The sequence below is a fragment of the Nocardioides astragali genome (assembly GCF_024436375.1).
In the GTDB taxonomy this organism is placed as follows: Bacteria; Actinomycetota; Actinomycetes; order Propionibacteriales; family Nocardioidaceae; genus Nocardioides; species Nocardioides astragali.
The window spans coordinates 500,252-520,716 of sequence record NZ_JAFMZM010000002.1; the positions used below are offsets into that span (position 1 = coordinate 500,252).

The 20,465-nt window shown below is 69.4% G+C and carries 17 protein-coding genes; 10 read left to right on the plus strand and 7 right to left on the minus strand.

The annotated features are described in order from the left end of the window. Positions 1-69 precede the first annotated feature (69 nt). From J3P44_RS07285 to J3P44_RS07305, 5 genes are all read left to right on the plus strand, one after another. The gene (locus tag J3P44_RS07285) at positions 70-1,041 is read left to right on the plus strand and encodes a branched-chain amino acid ABC transporter permease (protein WP_255889612.1); all 972 of its coding nucleotides are present in this window, start codon (positions 70-72) and stop codon (positions 1,039-1,041) included. Then, positions 1,038-2,177, plus strand: a complete 1,140-nt coding sequence (locus J3P44_RS07290) for a branched-chain amino acid ABC transporter permease (RefSeq protein WP_255889613.1) — start codon at positions 1,038-1,040, stop codon at positions 2,175-2,177. Before J3P44_RS07285 ends, J3P44_RS07290 begins: the two co-directional genes overlap by 4 nt. Continuing rightward, positions 2,170-3,129: an ABC transporter ATP-binding protein gene (locus J3P44_RS07295; protein ID WP_255889614.1), complete on the plus strand. Its 960-nt coding sequence runs from the start codon at positions 2,170-2,172 to the stop codon at positions 3,127-3,129. Before J3P44_RS07290 ends, J3P44_RS07295 begins: the two co-directional genes overlap by 8 nt. Before the next feature lies 1 nt (position 3,130). Further along, entirely contained in the window at positions 3,131-3,829 is a 699-nt protein-coding gene (locus J3P44_RS07300) for an ABC transporter ATP-binding protein (protein ID WP_255889616.1), read from the plus strand. Positions 3,830-3,919: 90 nt separating this feature from the next. Then, the gene (locus J3P44_RS07305) at positions 3,920-4,489 is read left to right on the plus strand and encodes a GNAT family N-acetyltransferase (RefSeq protein ID WP_255889617.1); all 570 of its coding nucleotides are present in this window, start codon (positions 3,920-3,922) and stop codon (positions 4,487-4,489) included. Between the two features lie 25 nt (positions 4,490-4,514). Here J3P44_RS07305 and J3P44_RS07310 read toward each other — a convergent pair whose 3' ends face one another. Continuing rightward, a complete protein-coding gene (locus tag J3P44_RS07310; protein ID WP_372496503.1) occupies positions 4,515-4,982 on the minus strand; it encodes a hotdog fold thioesterase in 468 nt (155 codons plus the stop codon). Between the two features lie 72 nt (positions 4,983-5,054). Here J3P44_RS07310 and polA point away from each other — a divergent pair, with 72 nt between their 5' ends. Further along, a complete protein-coding gene (gene polA / locus J3P44_RS07315; RefSeq protein ID WP_255889618.1) occupies positions 5,055-7,769 on the plus strand; it encodes a DNA polymerase I in 2,715 nt (904 codons plus the stop codon). Here polA and J3P44_RS07320 read toward each other — a convergent pair. Beyond that, positions 7,728-9,002, minus strand: a complete 1,275-nt coding sequence (locus J3P44_RS07320; RefSeq protein WP_255889619.1) for a lipopolysaccharide biosynthesis protein — start codon at positions 9,000-9,002, stop codon at positions 7,728-7,730. The two genes, polA and J3P44_RS07320, sit on opposite strands and share 42 nt — an antisense overlap. Further along, the gene (locus J3P44_RS07325; RefSeq protein WP_255889620.1) at positions 8,999-10,246 is read right to left on the minus strand and encodes a lipopolysaccharide biosynthesis protein; all 1,248 of its coding nucleotides are present in this window, start codon (positions 10,244-10,246) and stop codon (positions 8,999-9,001) included. The genes J3P44_RS07320 and J3P44_RS07325 overlap by 4 nt, the downstream gene beginning before the upstream one ends. A 194-nt stretch (positions 10,247-10,440) precedes the next feature. On the opposite strand from J3P44_RS07325, the gene J3P44_RS07330 reads away from it, so the two are divergent. Together J3P44_RS07330 and J3P44_RS07335 are read left to right on the plus strand one after the other, a co-directional pair. Continuing rightward, positions 10,441-10,983: a hypothetical protein gene (locus tag J3P44_RS07330; protein WP_255889621.1), complete on the plus strand. Its 543-nt coding sequence runs from the start codon at positions 10,441-10,443 to the stop codon at positions 10,981-10,983. Then, on the plus strand, positions 10,980-13,649 hold the full coding sequence (locus J3P44_RS07335; protein WP_255889622.1) for a hypothetical protein: 2,670 nt from the start codon (positions 10,980-10,982) through the stop codon (positions 13,647-13,649). Before J3P44_RS07330 ends, J3P44_RS07335 begins: the two co-directional genes overlap by 4 nt. Positions 13,650-13,732: 83 nt before the next feature. Here the strand turns inward: J3P44_RS07335 and J3P44_RS07340 are convergent, their stop codons facing one another. After that, positions 13,733-14,554: a class I SAM-dependent methyltransferase gene (locus J3P44_RS07340; protein WP_255889623.1), complete on the minus strand. Its 822-nt coding sequence runs from the start codon at positions 14,552-14,554 to the stop codon at positions 13,733-13,735. A 74-nt stretch (positions 14,555-14,628) separates the two neighbouring features. Further along, a complete protein-coding gene (locus tag J3P44_RS07345; protein ID WP_255889625.1) occupies positions 14,629-16,611 on the minus strand; it encodes an Ig-like domain-containing protein in 1,983 nt (660 codons plus the stop codon). 179 nt (positions 16,612-16,790) lie between these two features. Between J3P44_RS07345 and J3P44_RS07350 the strand changes: the two genes are divergently transcribed. Next, complete coding sequence (locus J3P44_RS07350) at positions 16,791-17,693, plus strand: phosphotransferase family protein (protein WP_255889626.1); 903 nt, start codon at positions 16,791-16,793, stop codon at positions 17,691-17,693. A gap of 218 nt (positions 17,694-17,911) precedes the next feature. Next, positions 17,912-19,396 (plus strand): 30S ribosomal protein S1, encoded by a 1,485-nt coding sequence (gene rpsA / locus J3P44_RS07355; protein ID WP_255889627.1) that lies wholly within the window; start codon positions 17,912-17,914, stop codon positions 19,394-19,396. Positions 19,397-19,491: 95 nt separating this feature from the next. On the opposite strand, the gene J3P44_RS25430 is transcribed toward rpsA, so the two are convergent. Together J3P44_RS25430 and J3P44_RS07365 are read right to left on the minus strand one after the other, a co-directional pair. Further along, positions 19,492-20,235, minus strand: coding sequence for an AMP-binding enzyme (locus tag J3P44_RS25430; RefSeq protein ID WP_255889628.1), 744 nt, complete (start codon positions 20,233-20,235; stop codon positions 19,492-19,494). A gap of 41 nt (positions 20,236-20,276) precedes the next feature. Further along, on the minus strand, positions 20,277-20,447 hold the full coding sequence (locus J3P44_RS07365; RefSeq protein ID WP_255889629.1) for a hypothetical protein: 171 nt from the start codon (positions 20,445-20,447) through the stop codon (positions 20,277-20,279). Positions 20,448-20,465 lie beyond the last annotated feature (18 nt).

Consider the following 20,465-nt stretch of genomic DNA (forward strand, 5'->3'; position numbering starts at 1 on the left):
CGGCCGGTAGCACCGGTCGCCCCCGATCCTTGGCCCCGTCAACGGGGCCCTGTCTGGGAGGGGTCCTGAGTGGACTTCGACGCCTTGTTCAGTGGGCTCGACCGCCACACGCTCGACGGCATCACGCGCGGATCGATCTACGCTCTGGTCGCGCTCGGCTACACGATGGTGTACGGCGTGATGAAGCTCATCAACTTCGCGCACTCCGAGGTCTTCATGGTCGGCACCTGGACGGTGCTGGGCGTCTACACCGTCCTCGGGGTCTCTGCCGGCGCCGGACTGGCCGCCGTCATCGGAGCGACGTTGCTGGCGCTGATCGCCGCGATGCTCGCCTCGGCAGGAACGGCGCTGGCGGTGGAACGCATCGCCTACCGGCCGCTTCGCAAGAAGGGCGCGCCGCCCCTCATCTTCCTCATCACCGGCATCGGCTGCTCGATGGTCCTGGTGGAGACTTTCGGTCAGGTCTTGAGGTTCTTCTTCGGGCCTCCGTTCGGCCGCGTCACGGTCAACATCCCGTCGGTGCTCCAGACCAGGGATCTGTTCACCATTCCCGGCGTCGACCTGACGATCACCAACACCCGCGTCATCATCATCGTGGGTGCGATCGTGATGATGCTGGCGCTGGACACCTTCGTGAACAAGAGCCGTCTGGGTCGCGGCGTCCGCGCCGTCGCGCAGGACCCCGACACCGCGTCGCTCATGGGTGTCAACCAGAACCGCGTCATCATGCTGGTCTTCGTCCTCGGTGGCGCCATGGCCGGTGTCGCCGCTCTGCTCTACACCATCCAGTACGACATCACGAAGTTCGACATCGGCTTCATCATCGGGCTCAAGGCCTTCACTGCCGCCGTCCTGGGAGGCATCGGCAACCTGCGAGGCGCCCTGGTGGGTGGCTTGCTGCTCGGCATCGCCGAGGTCTACGCCTCCACCATCTGGAGCTCGGAGTGGGCCAACGTCACGGCGTTCGTCGTCCTTGTCGTCGTCTTGATGTTCCGCCCGACCGGCCTGTTGGGCGAGTCCCTCGGAAAGGCACGCGCATGAGCCAGATCCTCGACACCTACCGCGGCCTGAAGCTGCGCGACCGCCTCGCCGAGGCCCCCAACTGGGTGCGCAAGATCGGCATGCTGCTGGTGATCGCGTTCGCGTTCTACCTGCCGTTCCTCAACATCCTGCCGTTCGCCTACATCCGCACCGACCTCAGCGCGCGAGGCTCCGACTGGGCGAGCGTGCTGTTCCTGATCGTCGTCTACATGATCGCCGCTGTGGGCCTCAACGTCGTGATCGGCTTCGCCGGCCTCCTCGACCTCGGCTATGTCGGGTTCTACGCCCTCGGCGCCTACTCGGTGGCCCTGTTCGGCTCCCCGTCCTCGCCGGTCGTGGAGGCCCTCCAGAGCAGGTTGGGCCTCGGCGAGGAGTGGGCCGTCCCATTCGCGATGTGCATCCCGATCGCGATCGCCATGTCCCTGGTTGCCGGCGTGATCCTCGGCGCACCGACCCTGCGGCTGCGCGGTGACTACCTCGCCATCGTGACCCTTGGATTCGGCGAGATCATCCGGATCACCGCCCGCAACCTCGACAACGTGACCAACGGCGCGACTGGCATCAGCGGCGTGCCCGTGCCCCCGGGGCCGGAGATCGGCGGTCGTCCCTTCTTCAACACCATCGACGCCGAACGGTGGTACTGGTTCGCCCTGACCATCCTGATCCTGATCATCTTCCTGGCCTTCCGCCTCGAGCACAGCCGGGTCGGTCGGGCCTGGCTCGCGATCCGCGAGGACGAGGACGCTGCGGCGATCATGGGAGTCGCGGCTTTCAAGTTCAAGTTGTGGGCCTTCGCCATCGGCGCCTCGGTCGGCGGCCTGGCCGGTCTGTTGTTCGGCAGCAAGCAGCAGTACGTCGAGCCCAACGCGTTCATGGTGCAGCTTTCGTTCCTCTTCGTGGCCATGGTCGTCATCGGGGGATCGGGCAACATCTACGGCGCCCTGCTGGGCGCGTTCCTGCTGACCTACCTGCCCGAGCGGTTCCGTGAGTTCCAGGAGTGGCGGCCCTTCGCCTTCGGCGTGGCCCTGGTCCTGGTGATGATCCTGCGCCCGCAGGGACTGGTGCCGAGCAGACGGAGAGCACGAGAATTCGAGGACCGCAAGACCGAAGCCCAGGAGGCTGCAGTCGATGTCTGACCAGACGATCCAGAACGACCCCGAGACCGGGTCCGACGCACCGCTCACGGTCGCACCCGACACCTCGGACCACGAGGCTCTCAGCATCGAAGTGGGGCCGGAGGGCGAGACGCTGCTCGAGATCGACCACGTCACGCTGCGCTTCGGGGGCGTGGTCGCGCTCAACGACGTCCATTTCTCGATCAAGCGCGGCGAGATCCTCGGCCTGATCGGTCCCAACGGTGCCGGCAAGACGACGTGCTTCAACGTCATGACCGGCGTCTACACACCCACCGCGGGTGAGGTGAGGTTCAACGGCCAGGTGATCAGCGGCACCAAGCCCCACAAGATCAACCAGCTCGGCATCGCCCGGACCTTCCAGAACATCAGGCTGTTCCCCGAGATGTCTGCCCTCGAGAACGTCATGGTCGGCTGCGACGCACGCCACAAGACCAGCGTCCTGGGCGCGTTGTTCCGGGCCTACCGCGTGCGGCCGAGCGAGGACGACCTGCCGGACAACCCGCTCAAGCGCAGCCTCGCCAAGGTGTTCGGCATCAGTCGGCACACCCTGGAAGAGCGCAGCGGCCGTGTGCGCAGCATGGAGCTGCTGAAGTTCGTCGGCATCGCCGACCGGGCGCACGAGCTGTCGCGCAACCTGCCCTACGGCTACCAGCGGCGCCTCGAGATCGCCCGGGCCCTTGCCACCCAGCCGGAGCTGCTCTGTCTCGACGAGCCGGCAGCCGGCTTCAACCCGGCGGAGAAGGAGGACCTCATGGACCTCATCCGCCGGATCCGCGACCTGGGACACACGGTCCTGGTCATCGAGCACGACATGAAGCTGGTCCTGGGCGTCACCGACCGGATCGTGGTGCTCGAGTTCGGCCAGAAGATCGCCGAGGGCACCCCCGAAGCGGTCGCCCGCAACCCGAAGGTCATCGCTGCCTACCTGGGAGAGCCCGACGATGCTGCTTGAGATGAACGACGCCGTCCTCAACTACGGCAAGATCCAGGCCCTCCACGGCATCAGCCTCGAGGTCGGGGAGGGAGAGGTCGTCGCCCTCATCGGCGCCAACGGCGCCGGCAAGACGTCGACGATGCGTGCACTCTCCGGGGTGCGCGGCCTCTCGTCCGGCTCCGTGCTGTTCGACGGCGAGGACGTCACGAAGCTTCGGGCCGACCAGCGTCTGCGCAAGGGACTGGTGCTGTGCCCCGAGGGGCGCGGGATCTTCCCGGGCATGACAGTCACCGAGAACCTCAACATGGGCGCCTACACCCGCAAGGACAAGGAGGCGATGGACGAGGACTACGAGCGCGTCTTCGGCCTGTTCCCGCGGTTGCTCGAGCGCAAGAAGCAGGTCGCGGGCACGTTGTCGGGCGGTGAGCAGCAGATGCTGGCCATCGGCCGGTCGCTGATGTCGCGTCCCAAGCTGCTCATGCTCGACGAGCCGTCGATGGGTCTCGCCCCGATGCTGATCCAGCAGATCTTCGACATCATCACCGAGATCTGCGCACAGGGCACCACGATCCTGGTGGTGGAGCAGAACGCGAAGCAGGCGCTCTCCCGTGCCGACCGCGCCTACGTCCTGGAGACCGGGCGGATCGTCAAGGGCGGAACCGGTGCTGAGCTTCTCGACGATCCCACAGTGCGCGAGGCCTACCTCGGCGTAGCCTGACCGATGTGCCGGGCGGTAGGGTCGCCCGGGTGTGGTGCCGGGGAAGGCCGGCAGGGGGCCACAGTGGGAGCTCGAGGAAGTGGTGGGTCGATGAGTCGCACGCCAGTCACCGTACGCGCGGCAGAGCCCTCGGACGTCGCCTCGCTGCGTGAGCTGTGGAGCGACATCCTGCGCAAGGGCGGGCTCGACGAGCAGCTGGCGGACGTGGCGAAGGTGGTCGCGACCTCACGCGAACGTGACGGCCAGTGCGTCGCGGTCGCCGAGATCGACGGAGAGCTCGCCGGAGCCGTCTACCTCGAGGCCACCACGTTCACCCCGCTCAACCTCGAGCCGGCGGTCCTGGCCGTCTCGCCCCACGTGTTCCCCCAGTTCCGCCGCAAGGGCGTGGGAAGCGCGCTGATGGAGGCGGCCTGCCGCTTCGCCGAGCAGCACGGCATCGCCCACGTCCAGACGGCCGCTGCGGCGGAGTCACGTGACGCAAACCGCTTCATGGCGCGTCTGTCGTTCGCGCCCCAGGCGATGCTGCGGGCGGCCACGACGAGCGCGGTCCGTGCCCATCTCCCTCAGTCGCGCCAGGTCAGCCACGCCGCCACCAGCAAGCAGCGCATCGACCGGGTGCTGGCCGCACGCCGCATCCGGCGCGAGCGCGTCCCCGGCTGACCCGACCGGGAGACCGGCCGGGTGCTCAGCCCTTCGCCGCCTGGACCAGCGCGCAGGTGATGCGTGAGGTGCACAACCGCTTGCCGCGCTCGTCGGTGATGACGACCTCGTACGACGTGGAGGACCGACCCAGGTGGATGGCGGTCGCCACCCCGGTCACGGTTCCGCTGGTCGCAGATCGGTGGTGGGTGGCGTTGATGTCGACGCCGACCGCGACCTTGTCGGGGTAGGCGTGGAACGCCGAGCCGACGGAGCCGAGCGTCTCGGCCAGCACGACCGACGCGCCGCCGTGCAGCAGGCCCATGGGCTGCGTGTTGCCCTCCACCGGCATCGTCGCCACGACCCGCTCGGCTGAGATCTCGAGGAGCTCGACCCCCATCTTCTCGTTGAGGCGGCCCATGCCCTCCGGCAAGGAGGCGACGAAGTCCTCGATGCTGAGGCCGTCCAGCGAGGCGGGGGCGGAGGCGCGGGCGGAGTCAGGAGTCGTGCTCATGGACGCCATTGTCTCCGAGCGCCTCGGCTTGCCCCCGTCGGGGCTGTCGGCGGCGGCGGCTAGAGTCGGCGGGTGCCTGGATCGAGTGCGCCCACGAGCGAGCAGCCCCGCCCCCGTCTCCTCCTCCTCGACGGTCATTCCTTGGCCTACCGTGCCTTCTTCGCCCTGCCGGTGGAGAACTTCGCGACCGCGACGGGGCAGCACACCAACGCGGTCTACGGCTTCACCTCGATGCTGGTCAACGTGCTGCGCGACGAGACCCCCACCCACGTCGCCGTCGCCTTCGACAAGTCGCGCCAGACCTTCCGGCTCGAGGAGTACAGCGACTACAAGGCCAAGCGCAACAAGACCCCCGACGAGTTCGGCAGCCAGCTGCCCCTGATCCGTCGGGTGCTCGACGCGCTGCGCATCCAGCACCTCTCGATGGACGGCTACGAGGCCGACGACATCATCGCCACGCTCGCGACCCAGGCGCTGGACGAGGGCATGCAGGTCCTCATCATGACCGGCGACCGTGACTCCATCCAGCTGGTCACCGACGACTCGACCGTTCTCTACACGATGCGCGGTGTGAGCGAGCTGGCCCGCCTCACCCCGGCCGCGGTGCTGGAGAAGTACGGCGTGCCGCCGCACCGCTATCCCGAGCTCGCTGCGATCGTGGGGGAGACCTCCGACAACCTGCCCGGCGTGCCCGGTGTGGGGCAGGGCTACGCCGCGAAGTGGATCAACCAATTCGACGGCCTCGACAACGTCATCGCCCGCGCCGACGAGATCACCGGCAAGAAGGGCGAGGCACTGCGCGCCCACCTGGGCGACGTGATCCGCAACCGCAGGCTCAACGCGCTGGTGCGTGACCTGACCCTTCCCGTACGACCCGGCGAGCTGGAGCGCCAGTCATGGGACCGCACCGAGGGCCTCGAGCTGCTCGACGAGCTCGAGTTCCGCGGCGAGCTCCGCTCGCGGCTGCTCGAGACCATCGATCCCGCTCCGGCCGACTCCGCCCCGGCCGAGTCGGGGTTCGAGCTCGACGGGCGGCGGCTGGCTGCGGGGGAGGTCGCGGCCTGGCTGGAGCAGCACGCGCCCGCGGGTGAGCGGGTCGGCGTCGCGGTCTCCGGCACCTGGCGCGCGGGCACGGGTGACGTCCAGTCGGTCGCCGTGGCCACGGGGACCGGTCAGGCGGCCTGGATCGACGCCACGGACATCGGACCCCAGGACGAAGCCGCCGTCGCCGCGTGGCTGGCGGACGCGAGTCGTCCGAAGGCCGTCCACGACGCCAACGGCCCGAGCCTCGCTCTCGCCGCGCGTGGCTGGGTGCTCGCCGGGCTCGAGGTCGACACGGCTCTCGCCGCCTACCTCGTCCAGCCTGACCAGCGCTCCTACGACCTGGCCGACCTGACCCTGCGCTACCTCAGGCGCGAGCTGCGCCAGGACTCCGGAGATGCCGACCAGCTCAGCTTCGACGCGATCGGCGACACCTCGGCGAGCGACACGGCGATGCTGACGGCCCGAGCGGTCCTCGACCTCGCCGACGCGCTGGACGGGGCCGTCGAGGAGCGCGGCGGGACCCGCCTGCTGAGCGAGGTGGAGCTCCCGTTGATCGGCACCCTGGTCCGGATGGAGCAGGTCGGCATCGCGGTCGACACCGACTACCTCGAGGGTCTCGAGTCGGAGTTCGGCGACCAGGTCCGCGCGGCAGCGACCGACGCCTACGACGTGATCGGCAAGGAGATCAACCTCGGCTCGCCCAAGCAGCTGCAGGTGGTGCTCTTCGACGAGCTCGACATGCCCAAGACCAAGCGCACGAAGACCGGCTGGACCACCGATGCCGACGCGCTGCAGCAGCTCTTCGAGAAGACCGAGCATCCGTTCCTGCAGCACCTCCTGCGTCACCGCGACGTGATCCGCCTGCGGCAGACCGTCGAGGGACTGCTCAAGACCGTCGCCTCCGACGGGCGCATCCACACGACCTACAACCAGATCATCGCCGCGACCGGGCGGCTCTCGAGCACCGACCCCAACCTGCAGAACATCCCGATCCGCACCGAGGCCGGTCGCCGGATCCGGCAGGGCTTCGTGGTGGGCGAGGGCAGCGAGTCGCTCCTGACCGCCGACTACAGCCAGGTCGAGATGCGGATCATGGCGCACCTGTCGGAGGACGCCTTGTTGATCGAGGCTTTCCGCTCCGGGCAGGACTTCCACTCGATCACGGCCGCGCGCGTGTTCGGCGTCGACGCGACCGACGTCAGCACCGAGCAGCGGGCCAAGATCAAGGCGATGAACTACGGCCTGGCCTACGGCCTGTCCGCCTTCGGGCTGTCCCAGCAGCTGCGCGTCAGCACCAGCGAGGCCGCCGCGCTGATGACCGAGTACTTCGAGACCTTCGGGGGCGTGCGCGACTACCTCGGCGGGATCGTCGACGAGGCACGGCGCTCCGGCTTCACCGAGACGATCCTGGGTCGCCGCCGCTACCTTCCCGACCTGACCAGCGACAACCGCCAGCGGCGCGAGACGGCCGAGCGGATGGCGCTCAACGCGCCCGTCCAGGGCTCGGCGGCCGACCTGATCAAGGTCGCCATGCTCGGGGTCGAGCGCGCGCTGACCGAGCAAGGACTCCGCTCGCGGATGCTGCTGCAGGTGCACGACGAGCTCGTGTTCGAGGTGGCTCCGGGCGAGGGCGAGGCACTCGGTGCGCTGGTGCGCGCCGAGATGGGGGGCGCGGCCGACCTCGCCGTGCCGCTCGACGTCTCAATCGGCACGGGTCGCAGCTGGCACGACGCCGCCCACTGAGTGGTCCGTCGCGTCACTGCGGAGGCTGAGCGCTACCAGGGCTGACGTCAGCACGGCAGTGACGCCGATCATCACGCCGAGCAGCTGGGTCGGTGCCGTCGTCACCGACCCGGCGACGACGGACACGACCAGCGCCGCCCACACGAGGTGGATCGACCGTCGTCCCTGCCGGGCCAAGGTGGCGTACACCAGCAGCTGGGTCACCGACAACAGGGTGCCGAGCACGGCGAAGAGCCAGAGGTGACCCTCGACCGCCTGCATCTTCTCGCTGTGGAGCGCGTCGGCCGCGGTGCCGGCCACGAGCAGCACGCCGAGCGTGCAGACGGCGCCGAGCCCCAGGATGGCGGTGGTGCCCACGACCACCGCGCGCCGGCGCTGGTGGGCGGTCGCGAGAGAGGGGAACATCACGATCACGACGAACTGGGGCAGGTAGAGCATGATCTTCGCGACCAGCAGCCCGACGGCGTACAAGCCGGAGGCGTGGTCGCTGAGCACGTGTCGGGCGACCACGATGTCGACGTTGGCGACGGCGAAGAAGGCCAGCAACGCCTGGCTGCTGTGCAGTGCCTCACGCAGGAGGGGCCACGGCGCGGTGGACTCGGGCCGCGCCGGTGCGGCGGGCTCTGCCACGGGTGCCGAGCGGGCTCGGCGCAGCACCCACCAGCCGAGGACGACCGGGGCGATGTAGCCCAGGCCGCTGCCGAACAGGGCGATGCTCTCGGTGGGGCGCCACCACAGCACGGCCAGTCCGGCGATCCGGGGTACGCCCGCCAGCACGTAGACCCAGGAGAGCGCCACCCACCGCTTCTCGCCCTGCAGGATGCCCACGTGGGCTCCCATGACCGTGGTGGGCACGGCCAGCGCGGCGAGCACGAGCGCGGGCACGACGGAGTCCAGCTGCAGCAGCCAGGTCACCGCGGGGGACAGGACGAGGAGCGCCCCGCCGACCGCCAGTGCCGTGGCATAGCCGACCCGCAGGATCGTGCCCTCGATCCGGGCGACCGAGCCGGGGTCGGCCACGATGCGCCGTGCCGCGGTGGCCTGCAGACCCATGTGGACCACGGAGATGACCATGAGCAGGTTGAGCAGGGCGAAGAAGGCGCCGTAGGAGCTGGTGTCGAGGATGCCGGCAGCGACGATCGTGAAGCCGAAGGTGCAGACGTTCATCACCGCCGTCCCGACGATGATCCCGCCGCTGCCGCCGAGGAAGCGGCGCAGGGATCCGCCGCTCATGCGGGAAGGGGGGTGGGAGGAGGCGTCGGACGCGTGGCGATCCGCAGGCTGATCACCGTCAGCACCACCAGCAGGACGGAGTCGACGCCGACCACGACCCCCACGAGCCCAGCCACGGTGTCGACCTGGAGTCCCAGGGCGACCACAGCCGCCAAGGCTCCCCACACGAGCATCACGGCACGTCGACCTTGACGGGCGAGCACGGCGTACACCTGCAGCTGCAGCATCGCCAGCACCGTGCCCAGCACCGCGAAGACCCACAGCAGGTCCTCGACCTCGCCGAAGTTGGAGCCGCCGACGAAGATCATCGCCACGCCCGAGAGCACCCACGCCCCGGCGACCACCACCAGACCGAGCCCGGAGACCGCCAGCAGGCTGCGCACCAGCGCACGCTGCCGGTTTGCCGGGGTGGCCATGTCGGGGAAGGCGATCACGACGATGAACTGCGGAAGGAACAGCATCACCTTGGTCATGATCAGGCCGGCGGCGTAGAGACCGGCGTCGTGCTCGTCGAGCACGTGGCGCGCGAGGAAAATGTCGACGCTCGACAACGAGAAGTAGACGAACAGGACCTGCGAGTTGTGCGCGCTCTCGCGCAGCATCGCGCGTGCGGAGTGCTCCGGCGCGGCCTCGGCAGACGTCCGGCGATGGCGCAGCACCCACCAGCCGACGAGGACCGGGAACACGAAGCCGATCGCGACGCCCGTGATCGCGGCTGTGGCGTCCGGTCGCCACAGGATGATGGCGGTGCCGACGAGCAGGCGAGGGATGCCCCCGGCGAGGTAGAAGACGGCAAGCGCGCCCCACCTGCGCTCGCCCTGCAGGATCCCGGCCTGGCCTCCTGCGATGGTCAACGGAACGACGGCGATGGCGACCACGACCGCGGTGGCGAGGCTGTCCAGGTTGAGCAGCACATCGATTGCGGGAGCCAGCATGAGCATCAGGACCCCGGCGCCGCCAGCCACCTTGGTGGTGAGGGACAGAATTGCCGACTCGATGGCGGCGACGTTGCCCCGGTCGACCGCGATGCGCCGGGCCGCGGTCGCCTGGAGCCCCAGCGCCCCGACCTGGACCACGATGAGCAGGCCGAGGCAGGCGGCGAACGCGCCGTACTCGCTCGGGCCGATGATCCGCGCCGCGATCATGGTGAACCCGTAGGTGGCGACGTTCATGATGCTCGTGGCCACGGCGACGGCGCTGCCGTCGAAGGAGCGCCTCGTTGCCAAGCCGGTCTCGTCGCCCACGCGGCTGATCCTAGGTGCGGGCCCCCAGATCGCCTGTCGACGGCTCCAGGCGGACGATGTCGGTCGAAAGGCCGACAATCCGACTACCGGACGGTAGTATCCGGCGAACGCTCGCTCGGGCGGTCCGTGGTCCCACCGGGGATCACGTCTATGGGAGGAATGCTTGCATGCGTAGAACCCTTCTTGCGGGACTGTTGCTGGTCCTGTTCACGGGGCTCACCATCTTCGTCGGTGAGGCCTTGGATCTTGAGGTGGAGTCCGTGGCACTGCTGGGCGTGGCCACCGGCGCAATCGTCGCTCTGGTGCCCGATCAGACGGTGAGCCGGCGCCTCGCGGCGTTTGCCCTCGGATTCGTCGCCGCATACGTGGGCTACCTCGTCCGGGCCGCTGTGACTCCGGACACCTCGGCCGGTCGTGCCGTGGCCGCTGCCTTCATCGTGCTCCTGTGCGTCGGCGTGTTCGCGATCAGCGTCGGAAGGCTGCCCTTGTGGGCTGCATTGCTTGGAGGTGCGAGCCTGGCGGGTGCCTACGAATTCACCTACACGCAAGCGGCCACTCGAGTGCTCGACACCTCGGTGTCCACCGCAAGTGCCCTGCTCCTGTGCATCGCGGTGGGTTTCGTCGTTGCTGCCGCGACTGGTCCGTCGCCCCGCGACCCGGCCGCTGCCGACCCCGCACCGCCGAGCGCTTCGGACACTGATACCCCGCTCAACGAGATGATGGAGACCAGTAAGTGAACAACCTCAAGAGCGGTGCGATCTTCGTCCGGCCCGCACGAGTCGCCGGCGTCGCCCTTTCCGGACTCGGTCTTGTTGCGCTCTCCCTCGGATCGCCGGCGTACGCCGCCGCCGAGAACGACGTCGAAGTCGTCAACACCGAGACGGTCCAGGTGTACATGGACGCGGAGGGCAAGGTGGACTCCCGCCGGGTGTACGAACAGCTCACCCTCATCGGAGAAGGCTCGGTGGAGGTCGTCAATCCGATCGAGGAGACCGGGTTGCGCAATCTCGACGGGTTCACCGGATTCGATGTCGCCAACGGCGCGCAGACGGTGTCCACGAATGTGGACGGTGTCGAGCGCCTTCGATCGGTCAGCGACTTCGGCGGCGAGCTGCCGTTGGACGTGAAGGTCGAATACCTCCTGGACGGGAAGGCCGTCGAACCGGGTGACGTCGTCGGTGAGAGCGGTGAGCTCGAGGTGCGCTACACCGTGGTGAACGTGACCGGTGTGGAGCAGACGGTGTCGTTCCCGGACGGCAAGGGCGGACTCACGTCCGAGACCGTCGAAGTACCGATTCCCATCGTCGGCTCGCTCACCACTGTGGCTCCCCCGAACTTCAGCAACGTTCAGTCCCAGCAGGCGAACCTGGCGGGCGATGGTAAGGGCGGCACCAAGCTGAGCTTCACCATGACCCTGTTCCCGCCCATCGGCTCTCCCAGCATGGAGTTCGGCTACACGGCCACCATCACCGACGGGGTCGTACCGGGCTCGTCGATCTCGGCGCTCCCGGTCAACCCTCTCGAGAGTGTGTCGTTCCGGTCGGCGGGCAAGAGCTACGAGTCGGGATCGGCTACGGGCCTGCAGCTCGCGATGGGAGCCAACACGATCGACGAGAACCTTCTCAAGCTGCGTGACGGCTCCGCGGACCTGCTCGCCGGTCTCATCAAGCTGAGCGACGGCGCGGACGAGCTCAACGCGGGTCTGGCAGGAGAGGCCGCACCCGGAGCTCGGCGACTGGCCGACGGCACGGGCGAGCTGCGAGCGGGTCTGCACCGCCTCGAGGACGGCGCTGGACAGCTGCGGGACGGCGCCGGCGACCTGGCTGCCGGAGCGGGTGAGCTGAATGCGGGCGCGAACAAGCTGTCAGCCGGGGCGCGGAAGGTCGACGGCGGCGCGGACAAGGTCGCGACCGGTGCCGGCAAGCTGGACGACGGCGCTACCAAGCTGTCCGAAGGCGCGAAGACTCTCGCGAAGGGCACGGGCGACGCGCTCACCGGCAGCGAGACGCTCGAGGAGGGCCTCAAGCTCATCAGCGGTGGGCTCGGCCAGCTCGCGGACGTCGAAGGGCTGCCCAAGGCGCTTCAGGGCGCCAAGTCACTCAAGGCGGGTGTCGACGAGATCCTGGTCAAGGTCGGCACCACCGACCAGCCGACAACACTGCTCGGCGGCCTGCAGTCCCTCGAGACGGGCCTCGCCGCGGCGCAGGGCGGTTCGGCTCAGCTCCTGGCTGGCCTGCAGCAGTTGCGCGGCGACGGCTCTCCAGCCACCCCGGGTCTGGTAGGGGCCAAGGGCGGCGTCGACCAGGTCCAGACAGGTCTCAACGACGCAGTCAAGCTTGGCGGCAGCCTCGACCAGCTGATCGCTGGACTCAATTTCCTCAAGACCACCGATTGCCTTGAGGTGTGCGACGCGGTCATCGACACGCAGATCCTGCCGGGTGTCCAGGACAGCAAGGTCAAGCTGACCGCAGCCAACGGAGGTCTGCTCCAGGTTTCCGCCGGTTTGGGCAATGCCATCACGGGGCTCAACACCCAGCTCATCCCCGGCATGCAGCAGCTCAGCACGGGCATCACCGACGCGAAGAACGGGGCCACCACGCTGAAGAACGGTGGCGTGGCCCTCAGGGCAGGCTTGGTGCAGGTGCAGGGGGGTCTCGCATCCCTCCAGGTCGGTCTGACGTCCGCTGTCACCGGAATCACCCAGTTGTCCTCGGGCGCCGGGTCGGCCTACACGGGGTCGAGCGCCCTCGCCGACGGGCTGGCCAAGATCGATGGCGGCGCCGACGCGCTCTCTGCCGGCGCCGGCGAGCTGAACGCGGGCACGGGGCAACTCGCCGAAGGTGCCGACACGCTCGCCAAGGGCACCGGGCAACTGGCGGACGGTGCCGGTGCGCTCCAGGACGGAACCGGCAAGCTCGGAGCAGGGGCGAAGAAGCTGTCTGCCGGCACGGTCGAGCTGGCGGACGGCGCCGGGACTGCCAGTCAGGGTTCAGCGAAGATCGCCGACGGTGCCGGCGAGCTCGCCGACGGACTCGGTGCTGCTGCCGACGGCTCCGGGCTCCTGGCCGAGGGCCTCGACAAGGCCGCTGCCGGCGCGCCGCAGATCGTCGACGGTGCTGGTCGACTCTCCGACGAGGGGATGTCCATGCTCATCAGCGCCGGGGAGGACACCGCCCAGGAGTACGGCAAGCTCTACGCCGTGATGAAGGCGGGCGCCGCTCGGGCCGATGTCCAGAAGATGGCGTACGGCGCTCCGGAGGGCGCGCAAGGGCTGACGGCCTACTCCTTCGAGCTCGTCGGTGACGACGGCGAGAGCGGACGCAACGCGACCCGTGGTCTGACGGCCCTCGTCCTGTTGGGTGCCGGTCTCGCGGCGCTGGGCCTTCGACGACGTTTCGCCTGATCACAGCCGACCGTGGACGGCGTCGCCCTGTGGGCGACGCCGTCCACGTCGTTTCCCGTCGACAGCGGCGCTGTGGCGACGGATCAGCTGCTTCGGATGTGCGCCACGAAGATCGCCGTCCCCGGGGTGAGCAACCCCCGGGCGCGTGACCACCCGCCCCAGACGCGGTCGTGGTGCTCGGGCCACTCAGGCTCCACGAGGTCGTGGAGCGTGAAGCCGTGGCCCGCGAGCAGGCGGACCCAGTCACCAAGCGTGCGGTGGTGCTCCACGTAGGACACCACACCCGAGGCGTCGTCGACCTCGACGTAGGGGGTGCGGTCCCAGTAGGACTGGGTGGCGGTGAGCCCGGCGTCGCCCGGGTCGTCGGGGAACATCCACCGGGTGGGGTGGGTGACGGAGAACGCGAAGCGGCCTCCCGGCCGCAGCACCCGGGCGACCTCGGCCACGGCGTCGTCGATGTCGCTGATGAACTGGAGCGCCCCGAACGAGCAGAAGACGATGTCGAACGCGGCCGAGGCGAACGGCAGCTCGGTGGCCGTCCCGCGCACCGATGGGACGGCGACGCCGGTCTCCTCGTCCAGCCGGAGGGAGTGCTGCAGCTGCCGGTGGGACAGGTCGAGCCCGAAACCACGCCCCCCGTGGGTGCGGACCCACCTCGAGCACTGGCCGGCGCCACTGCCCACCTCCAGGACGTCGAGCCCGTCGACCTCGCCCAGGATCCCCAGCTCGTCCTCGGTGTGGCCCTCGGGACCCCACACGAAGCCCGCGTCGCCGAGGAACGCGCCGTGCGTGGCTTGGTACTCGTCGGCGTACCGGTCCCAGTCAGGCCCGTTGGCGCGACGGGACTCACCCTCGGAGACGGGGCGCCGCTCGACTCGTACGGACTGCGGCAGGTGATCCTCCACCCTCGGAGCGTAATGGTGCCGGCACACCGGACAGTTGACTGCCCGGTGCGCCGGCACCTCAGGGGCGCGACGTCTCAGCCGCCGTGGGGGAGTCGGCCGCTCGAGTCGACACGGCCAAGCGGGTTGCGCGGGCCGGACTTCACGTCGGCGGGGTTGGACCGCGCCTTGACCTCGGCGCCGTCGGAGATCCCGCCCTTGTCGGTGTCGCACTTGCTGGGATCGGACTTGGCCTTGCCGAACCGCTTGTTGGCCTTGCCGGACTTCTCGACCTTGTCCTTGAGGCCGTCGCGGTCGGTGTCCTTCTTCGTGGGGTTGGAGCGGGTCTTGCCGATCACGAAGGTGCCCGCTCGCGTGATCACGCGCTGCTTGATCTTGTATCCCTTGACCTCGCGACCGTCGCGGATGCCGTCCTTGTCGGTGTCCTTGCGGAGAGGGTTGGTCCGCACCGTGATGGACTTGCGCGCCTTCTTGCCGCAGATCTTGAACGACTCGCGGATCTTGACGCCGTTGACCTCCTGGCCGTCGGTGAGGCCGTCACCGTCGGTGTCGGGGTTGAGCGGGTCGGTGTGGTGGATGTTGACCTCGTCGCCGTCGGTGAGGCCGTCACCGTCGGTGTCGGGGTTCGTCGGGTCGGTGCCGTGGGCCGTCTCTTGGGCGTTGGTCAGGCCGTCACCGTCGGGATCGTTGGGGTCCGGCACGACGATGAACGTGGTCGAGTCGGCGGCACTGGTGTTGCCCTGCCCGTCGGTCTGGGTCGCGGTCACCGTGTGCGGACCCGCGGAGAGGGGCGTCGTCGGCGAGCAGGACCAAGTGCCGTCGCTGCGCACGACCGCCGTGCACAGCACGGTGCCGCCTTCCCTGACAGTGACCGTGGCGCCGGGCTGACCCGTGCCGGAGATCGGCGGCGTGCTGTCAGTCACCGTGGCGCCGGGGGCAGGCGAGGTGATGTCGGGGGCGCCGATCGAACCCGAGGACGGTCCGGCGCCGCAGTCGACGCCGCCGCTGGGCGCGGTGGCCTCCACGGCCATCGGGGCGACGGCCAGGGAGACGTCGGCGACCTTGACTGCCGGAGCCGGCGCCGGCAGGGCGAGCACTTCGAGGTCGATGCGGTAGAGCGCGTCGAGAGAGGCTTTGCCGGTGGCGCCCGAGGACTGGTCGTCCACCTTGAAGCCTGTGATCGTCAGGTTGACGACGGCGTCGAGCTCGGCGGGGAGCGGGATGGGCTGGGGCTGGTCGTCCAGCGGGATCGGGATCTCGTTCTCGCCGCCCGAGGCAACGATCGTCGGGGGGCTGGCGTAGCCGGCAGTGCCGTTCGTGCCGTCGGAGCGTGCCTCGAGCACGACCTCGTTGGTCACGTCGACGGTCACCTCCCCGCCGAGCAGGTCGATGTCGCCCACCATCGTCGTGGCACGCGAGACGACGTCCGAGCCGCCAGCGTTGTCGTCGACGAGGTAGGTGCCGGTCACCGTCTCGGACTCGGTCATCTCGACGAGGGTCCCGACGGGCGTCGGCGTGTCGAGGAGCGTGGCACCGTCCAGCGTCGTACGCGACTCGGAGAGCGTGCGGGTGCCCGACTGGGCAGGGACGCAGGCGTTGCTGCCCGCCCAGGCGGCCCGGACGTCGCCGGTGATCACGCCGATGTCGGCGACCGGTGACAACGGGACCCCCGCCAGCTCGCGGGCTGGCGGGTCGGCGCTGGGCGGAGCGGTCACCGTCTCGGTGTCCACAGGGACCGGCACGTTGCCGAAGACCAGGTGGCCATCGAGGTTGGCGGAGCTGGCTGTCGTGGTGCCGCCGCCGGAGGTGCTGGATGCCGAGCTCCTGCTGTGCGCGATCTTGGCCTGCGCCACCGACCCGGGCGCCAGCGGCGCCAGGACGTCGGCAGTGAGGTCGACGATGTCGGCATGGGCGTCGGCGGAGTAGGTCGCGGGCAGCGGTGCGGCAGAGGCCGGCGACTGCGTCAGTGCCAGGAGCGAGCCCGGCAGGACGACGGCCAGCGTGACCGCGGCCCCTCTGGTGAACCGGCGGGACGGCCGGTGGTGGTGGTGTGCAGACATCTGTCGTACCCCCTCGTGAGTGGTGCTGCTGGCTCGGATCCCCGGGCGATCCACATGAGAACTACGGGTGATCTCAGCCGAACAACGAGCGGACCACTTGGAAGTAACCCCATTTCCACCCGCTGGGGTGAAATCTCTGTCGAACCTTTTACCTTGCGGCGCTGTGACACGATCGCCCGGTGAGCGATGCGGCCCCCTCCCTGACCCCGCTGACCGGCGGTTTCTCGGGCCGCACGTTCGTGGCCGAGGTGGCGGGGGACCGGACCGTGGTGCGGGTGTACCCGCCTGGCGATCCGCGCGGCGCCGAGGCGCCGGACGTCGACGCGGCGATCCTGCACCTCGTGCGTGGACTCGTGCCGGTGCCAGAGGTGGTGGAGGTACGCCGGGAGGTTGCCGGGTCCGGTCAACCGGGGCTGCTGGTCACCTCGTGGATGCCGGGGGAGCGCGGCGACCTGGTCGCCGCTCGGCTCTGTGACGAGAACGACGATGCCGGGCTGGCGAGCCTCGGCACTGCCATGGGGCGCGCGGCCGGGACGCTGGCCGGGATGCCGATGCTGCGGCCCGGACCGTTCCTCGACGCAGGGCTCGCCGTGGGGGAGTTCCCCGACGCGGGACTGCCCGAGCGGGTCGAGACGCGGCTCACCGACTGGTCCGCGGCCGATCGGGCTGGGCTCGGCGAGGTGGCCGCGTCCGCCCAGGACCTGCTGGACGGGGTCGGACGAGCCTGCCTCGTGCACAGCGACCTCAACCCCAAGAACGTGCTGGTCGACCCGCACACGCTCGAGCTCACCGCGGTCCTCGACTGGGAGTTCGCCCACGCCGGGCATCCCTGGACCGACGTCGGCAACCTCGTCCGCTTCGAGCGCCACCCCGCGTACGTCGAGGCGGTGCTGGCCGCGTGGACCGGATTGCGTGGCGGCCGCGCCGAGACCCTCCTCGACGGGGCGCGCGCCGCCGATCTGTGGGCTCTGGTGGACCTGGCGTCGCGGGCCGGCGAGAACCCGGTCGCCGACCGGGCCGAGGCACTGCTGCGCGCCATCGCCGCCGACGGGGACCTGCACGCCTGGCCCGGTCAGTGGTGAGCGTGCGCGAGTCGGGCCACGAGCGTGGGCTGAGCGTGCGCCCCGGTTGGACGCCAACTGTCGCACCCGCGTAGTCTTTGAGGCTGCGCCAGTCGTCTGCCCGGCTTCCATACCGAGCGAACCCAGGCTCGCCGTGTCACCGTCTGCGACGGGGACCAGTGAAACGGACGGCTGCGTGCGTCCGCACGACTCCATCCATCCAAGGAATCTTCTTCCATATGACGAGCACGCTCTCCACTCTTCCGGACTACGACGCCCCTCAGGTGGCTGTCAACGACATCGGGTCCGAAGAGGACTTCCTCGCCGCTATCGACGAGACGATCAAGTACTTCAACGACGGTGACATCGTTGCCGGCACCATCGTCAAGGTGGACCGCGACGAGGTCCTGCTCGACATCGGCTACAAGACCGAGGGCGTCATCCCCTCGCGCGAGCTGTCGATCAAGCACGACGTCGACCCCAACGAGGTCGTTTCCGTGGGCGACGAGGTCGAGGCCCTGGTCCTCCAGAAGGAGGACAAGGAAGGCCGACTCATCCTGTCCAAGAAGCGCGCTCAGTACGAGCGGGCCTGGGGCACCATCGAGCAGGTCAAGGAGGAGGACGGCGTCGTCGAGGGCACCGTCATCGAGGTCGTCAAGGGCGGCCTCATCCTCGACATCGGCCTGCGCGGCTTCCTGCCGGCCTCCCTCGTGGAGATGCGTCGCGTCCGCGACCTGCAGCCCTACGTCGGCCAGACGCTCGAGGCGAAGATCATCGAGCTCGACAAGAACCGCAACAACGTGGTCCTGTCGCGCCGTGCCTGGCTCGAGCAGACGCAGTCCGAGGTCCGCCACGGCTTCTTGACCCAGCTCCAGAAGGGTCAGATCCGCAAGGGTGTCGTCTCCTCGATCGTCAACTTCGGTGCGTTCGTGGACCTGGGCGGCGTCGACGGCCTCGTCCACGTCTCCGAGCTGTCCTGGAAGCACATCGACCACCCGTCCGAGGTCGTCGCCGTCGGTGATGAGGTCACCGTCGAGGTTCTCGACGTCGACATGGACCGCGAGCGTGTCTCCCTGTCGCTGAAGGCGACGCAGGAGGACCCCTGGCAGCACTTCGCCCGCACCCACCAGATCGGTCAGATCGTCCCGGGCAAGGTCACCAAGCTGGTGCCCTTCGGTTCGTTCGTCCGCGTCGAGGAGGGCATCGAGGGCCTGGTGCACATCTCCGAGCTCGCCGAGCGTCACGTCGAGATCCCCGAGCAGGTCGTCCAGGTCAACGACGACGTCATGGTCAAGATCATCGACATCGACCTCGAGCGTCGCCGCATCTCGCTGTCGCTCAAGCAGGCCAACGAGACCGCTGCCGCCGCAGACGTGGAGGAGTTCGACCCCACGCTCTACGGCATGACCGCGACCTACGACGAGCAGGGCAACTACGTCTACCCCGAGGGCTTCGACCCCGAGACGGGCGAGTGGCTCGAGGGCTTCGACGACCAGCGCGCGATCTGGGAGGACCAGTACGCCAAGGCGCACGCCCGTTGGGAGCAGCACGTCAAGCAGCAGGCTGACGCGAAGGTGGCCGAGGCCGAGGCCGGCGAGGCCACCTCGTACTCCTCCGGCGGCGAGGTCGCGGCCGACGAGACCGCGGGTGACACCGGCGGCTCGCTGGCTTCCGACGAGGCGCTGCAGGCGCTCCGCGAGAAGCTGACCGGCGGCGCCAGCTGATCCGCTCGACCTGACACCACCTACGACGGCCCGCCGGGGGACTCCCGGCGGGCCGTTGCGCGCGTACGGTCATGCCCCGCGCGCGCCGCGCGATCTCACCCGTCCCGGAGGAGCAGGTCGGGGAGCGCCTCACGCCGGACCTTGCCGGTTGCGGTCATCGGGAGCTCAGGGACTCTCGTGTAGTCCTTGGGGCGCTTGGCGGGGGCGAGCACCTGCCGGGCGTGGGCAGCCAGCGCGTCCACCGGCGCCGTGCCGACGACCGCAGCGCACACCCGTTGACCCCACTGCGGGTCCGGCACGCCGAAGACCACCACGTCCTCGATCCCAGGCACCTCGCGCGCGTTCTCGACCTCGAGCGGATAGACGTTGACCGCCGGAGATGACAGGTCCGTCCGACGCCCGTCGAGGTAGAGGTAGCCGTCGGCGTCGAGCCGGCCGACGTCGCCGACGGTGAAGGCGGGCCCGGCCGGCGTGTCGCGCCACGCGGCTGCCGTCTCCTCGGGGGCGCCGAGATAGGTGAACCGAGCATGCTCCGGGACGCGCACCAGATCCGGCCGTCCTCGTCGGTGGTCAGCGTGCGCCCCGGTCGAGCGCGTCCGACGGTGCCGGGCCGGGTGAGCCACTCCTCGGAGCGGCACGCGGTGAACTGGCCCTCGGTCGAGCCGTAGAACTCCCACGTAGAACTCCCACGTCGAGCCGGGCGGGAAGAGCTCGATGAGACGGTGCTTCACCGCCGGCGGGCATGGCGCGCCGGCATGCGCCACGAGGCGGAACGAGGACAGGTACGGGGTTCCGACCTCGTCCCAGTAGGCGAACAGGCGTTGCAGGTGGGTCGGCACGCAGAACACCGTGGTGGGACGTTCCGTCGCGATGGCGTCTGTCACGCGGATAGCGCTGTCGCGTCGGCCTCCGACAGCAGGCCGGACCACACGCCCTTCGGGGTGCCCGTCGTCCCGCTGGTGCAGTGGATCGGCCGCCCAACGGGGAGCCCGCGGACGAACTGCTCGGGCGTGTTCGCGATCATCGCGTCGAGATCGGCCTGCGTGGTCACGAGAAGGTCGGGGGCGAT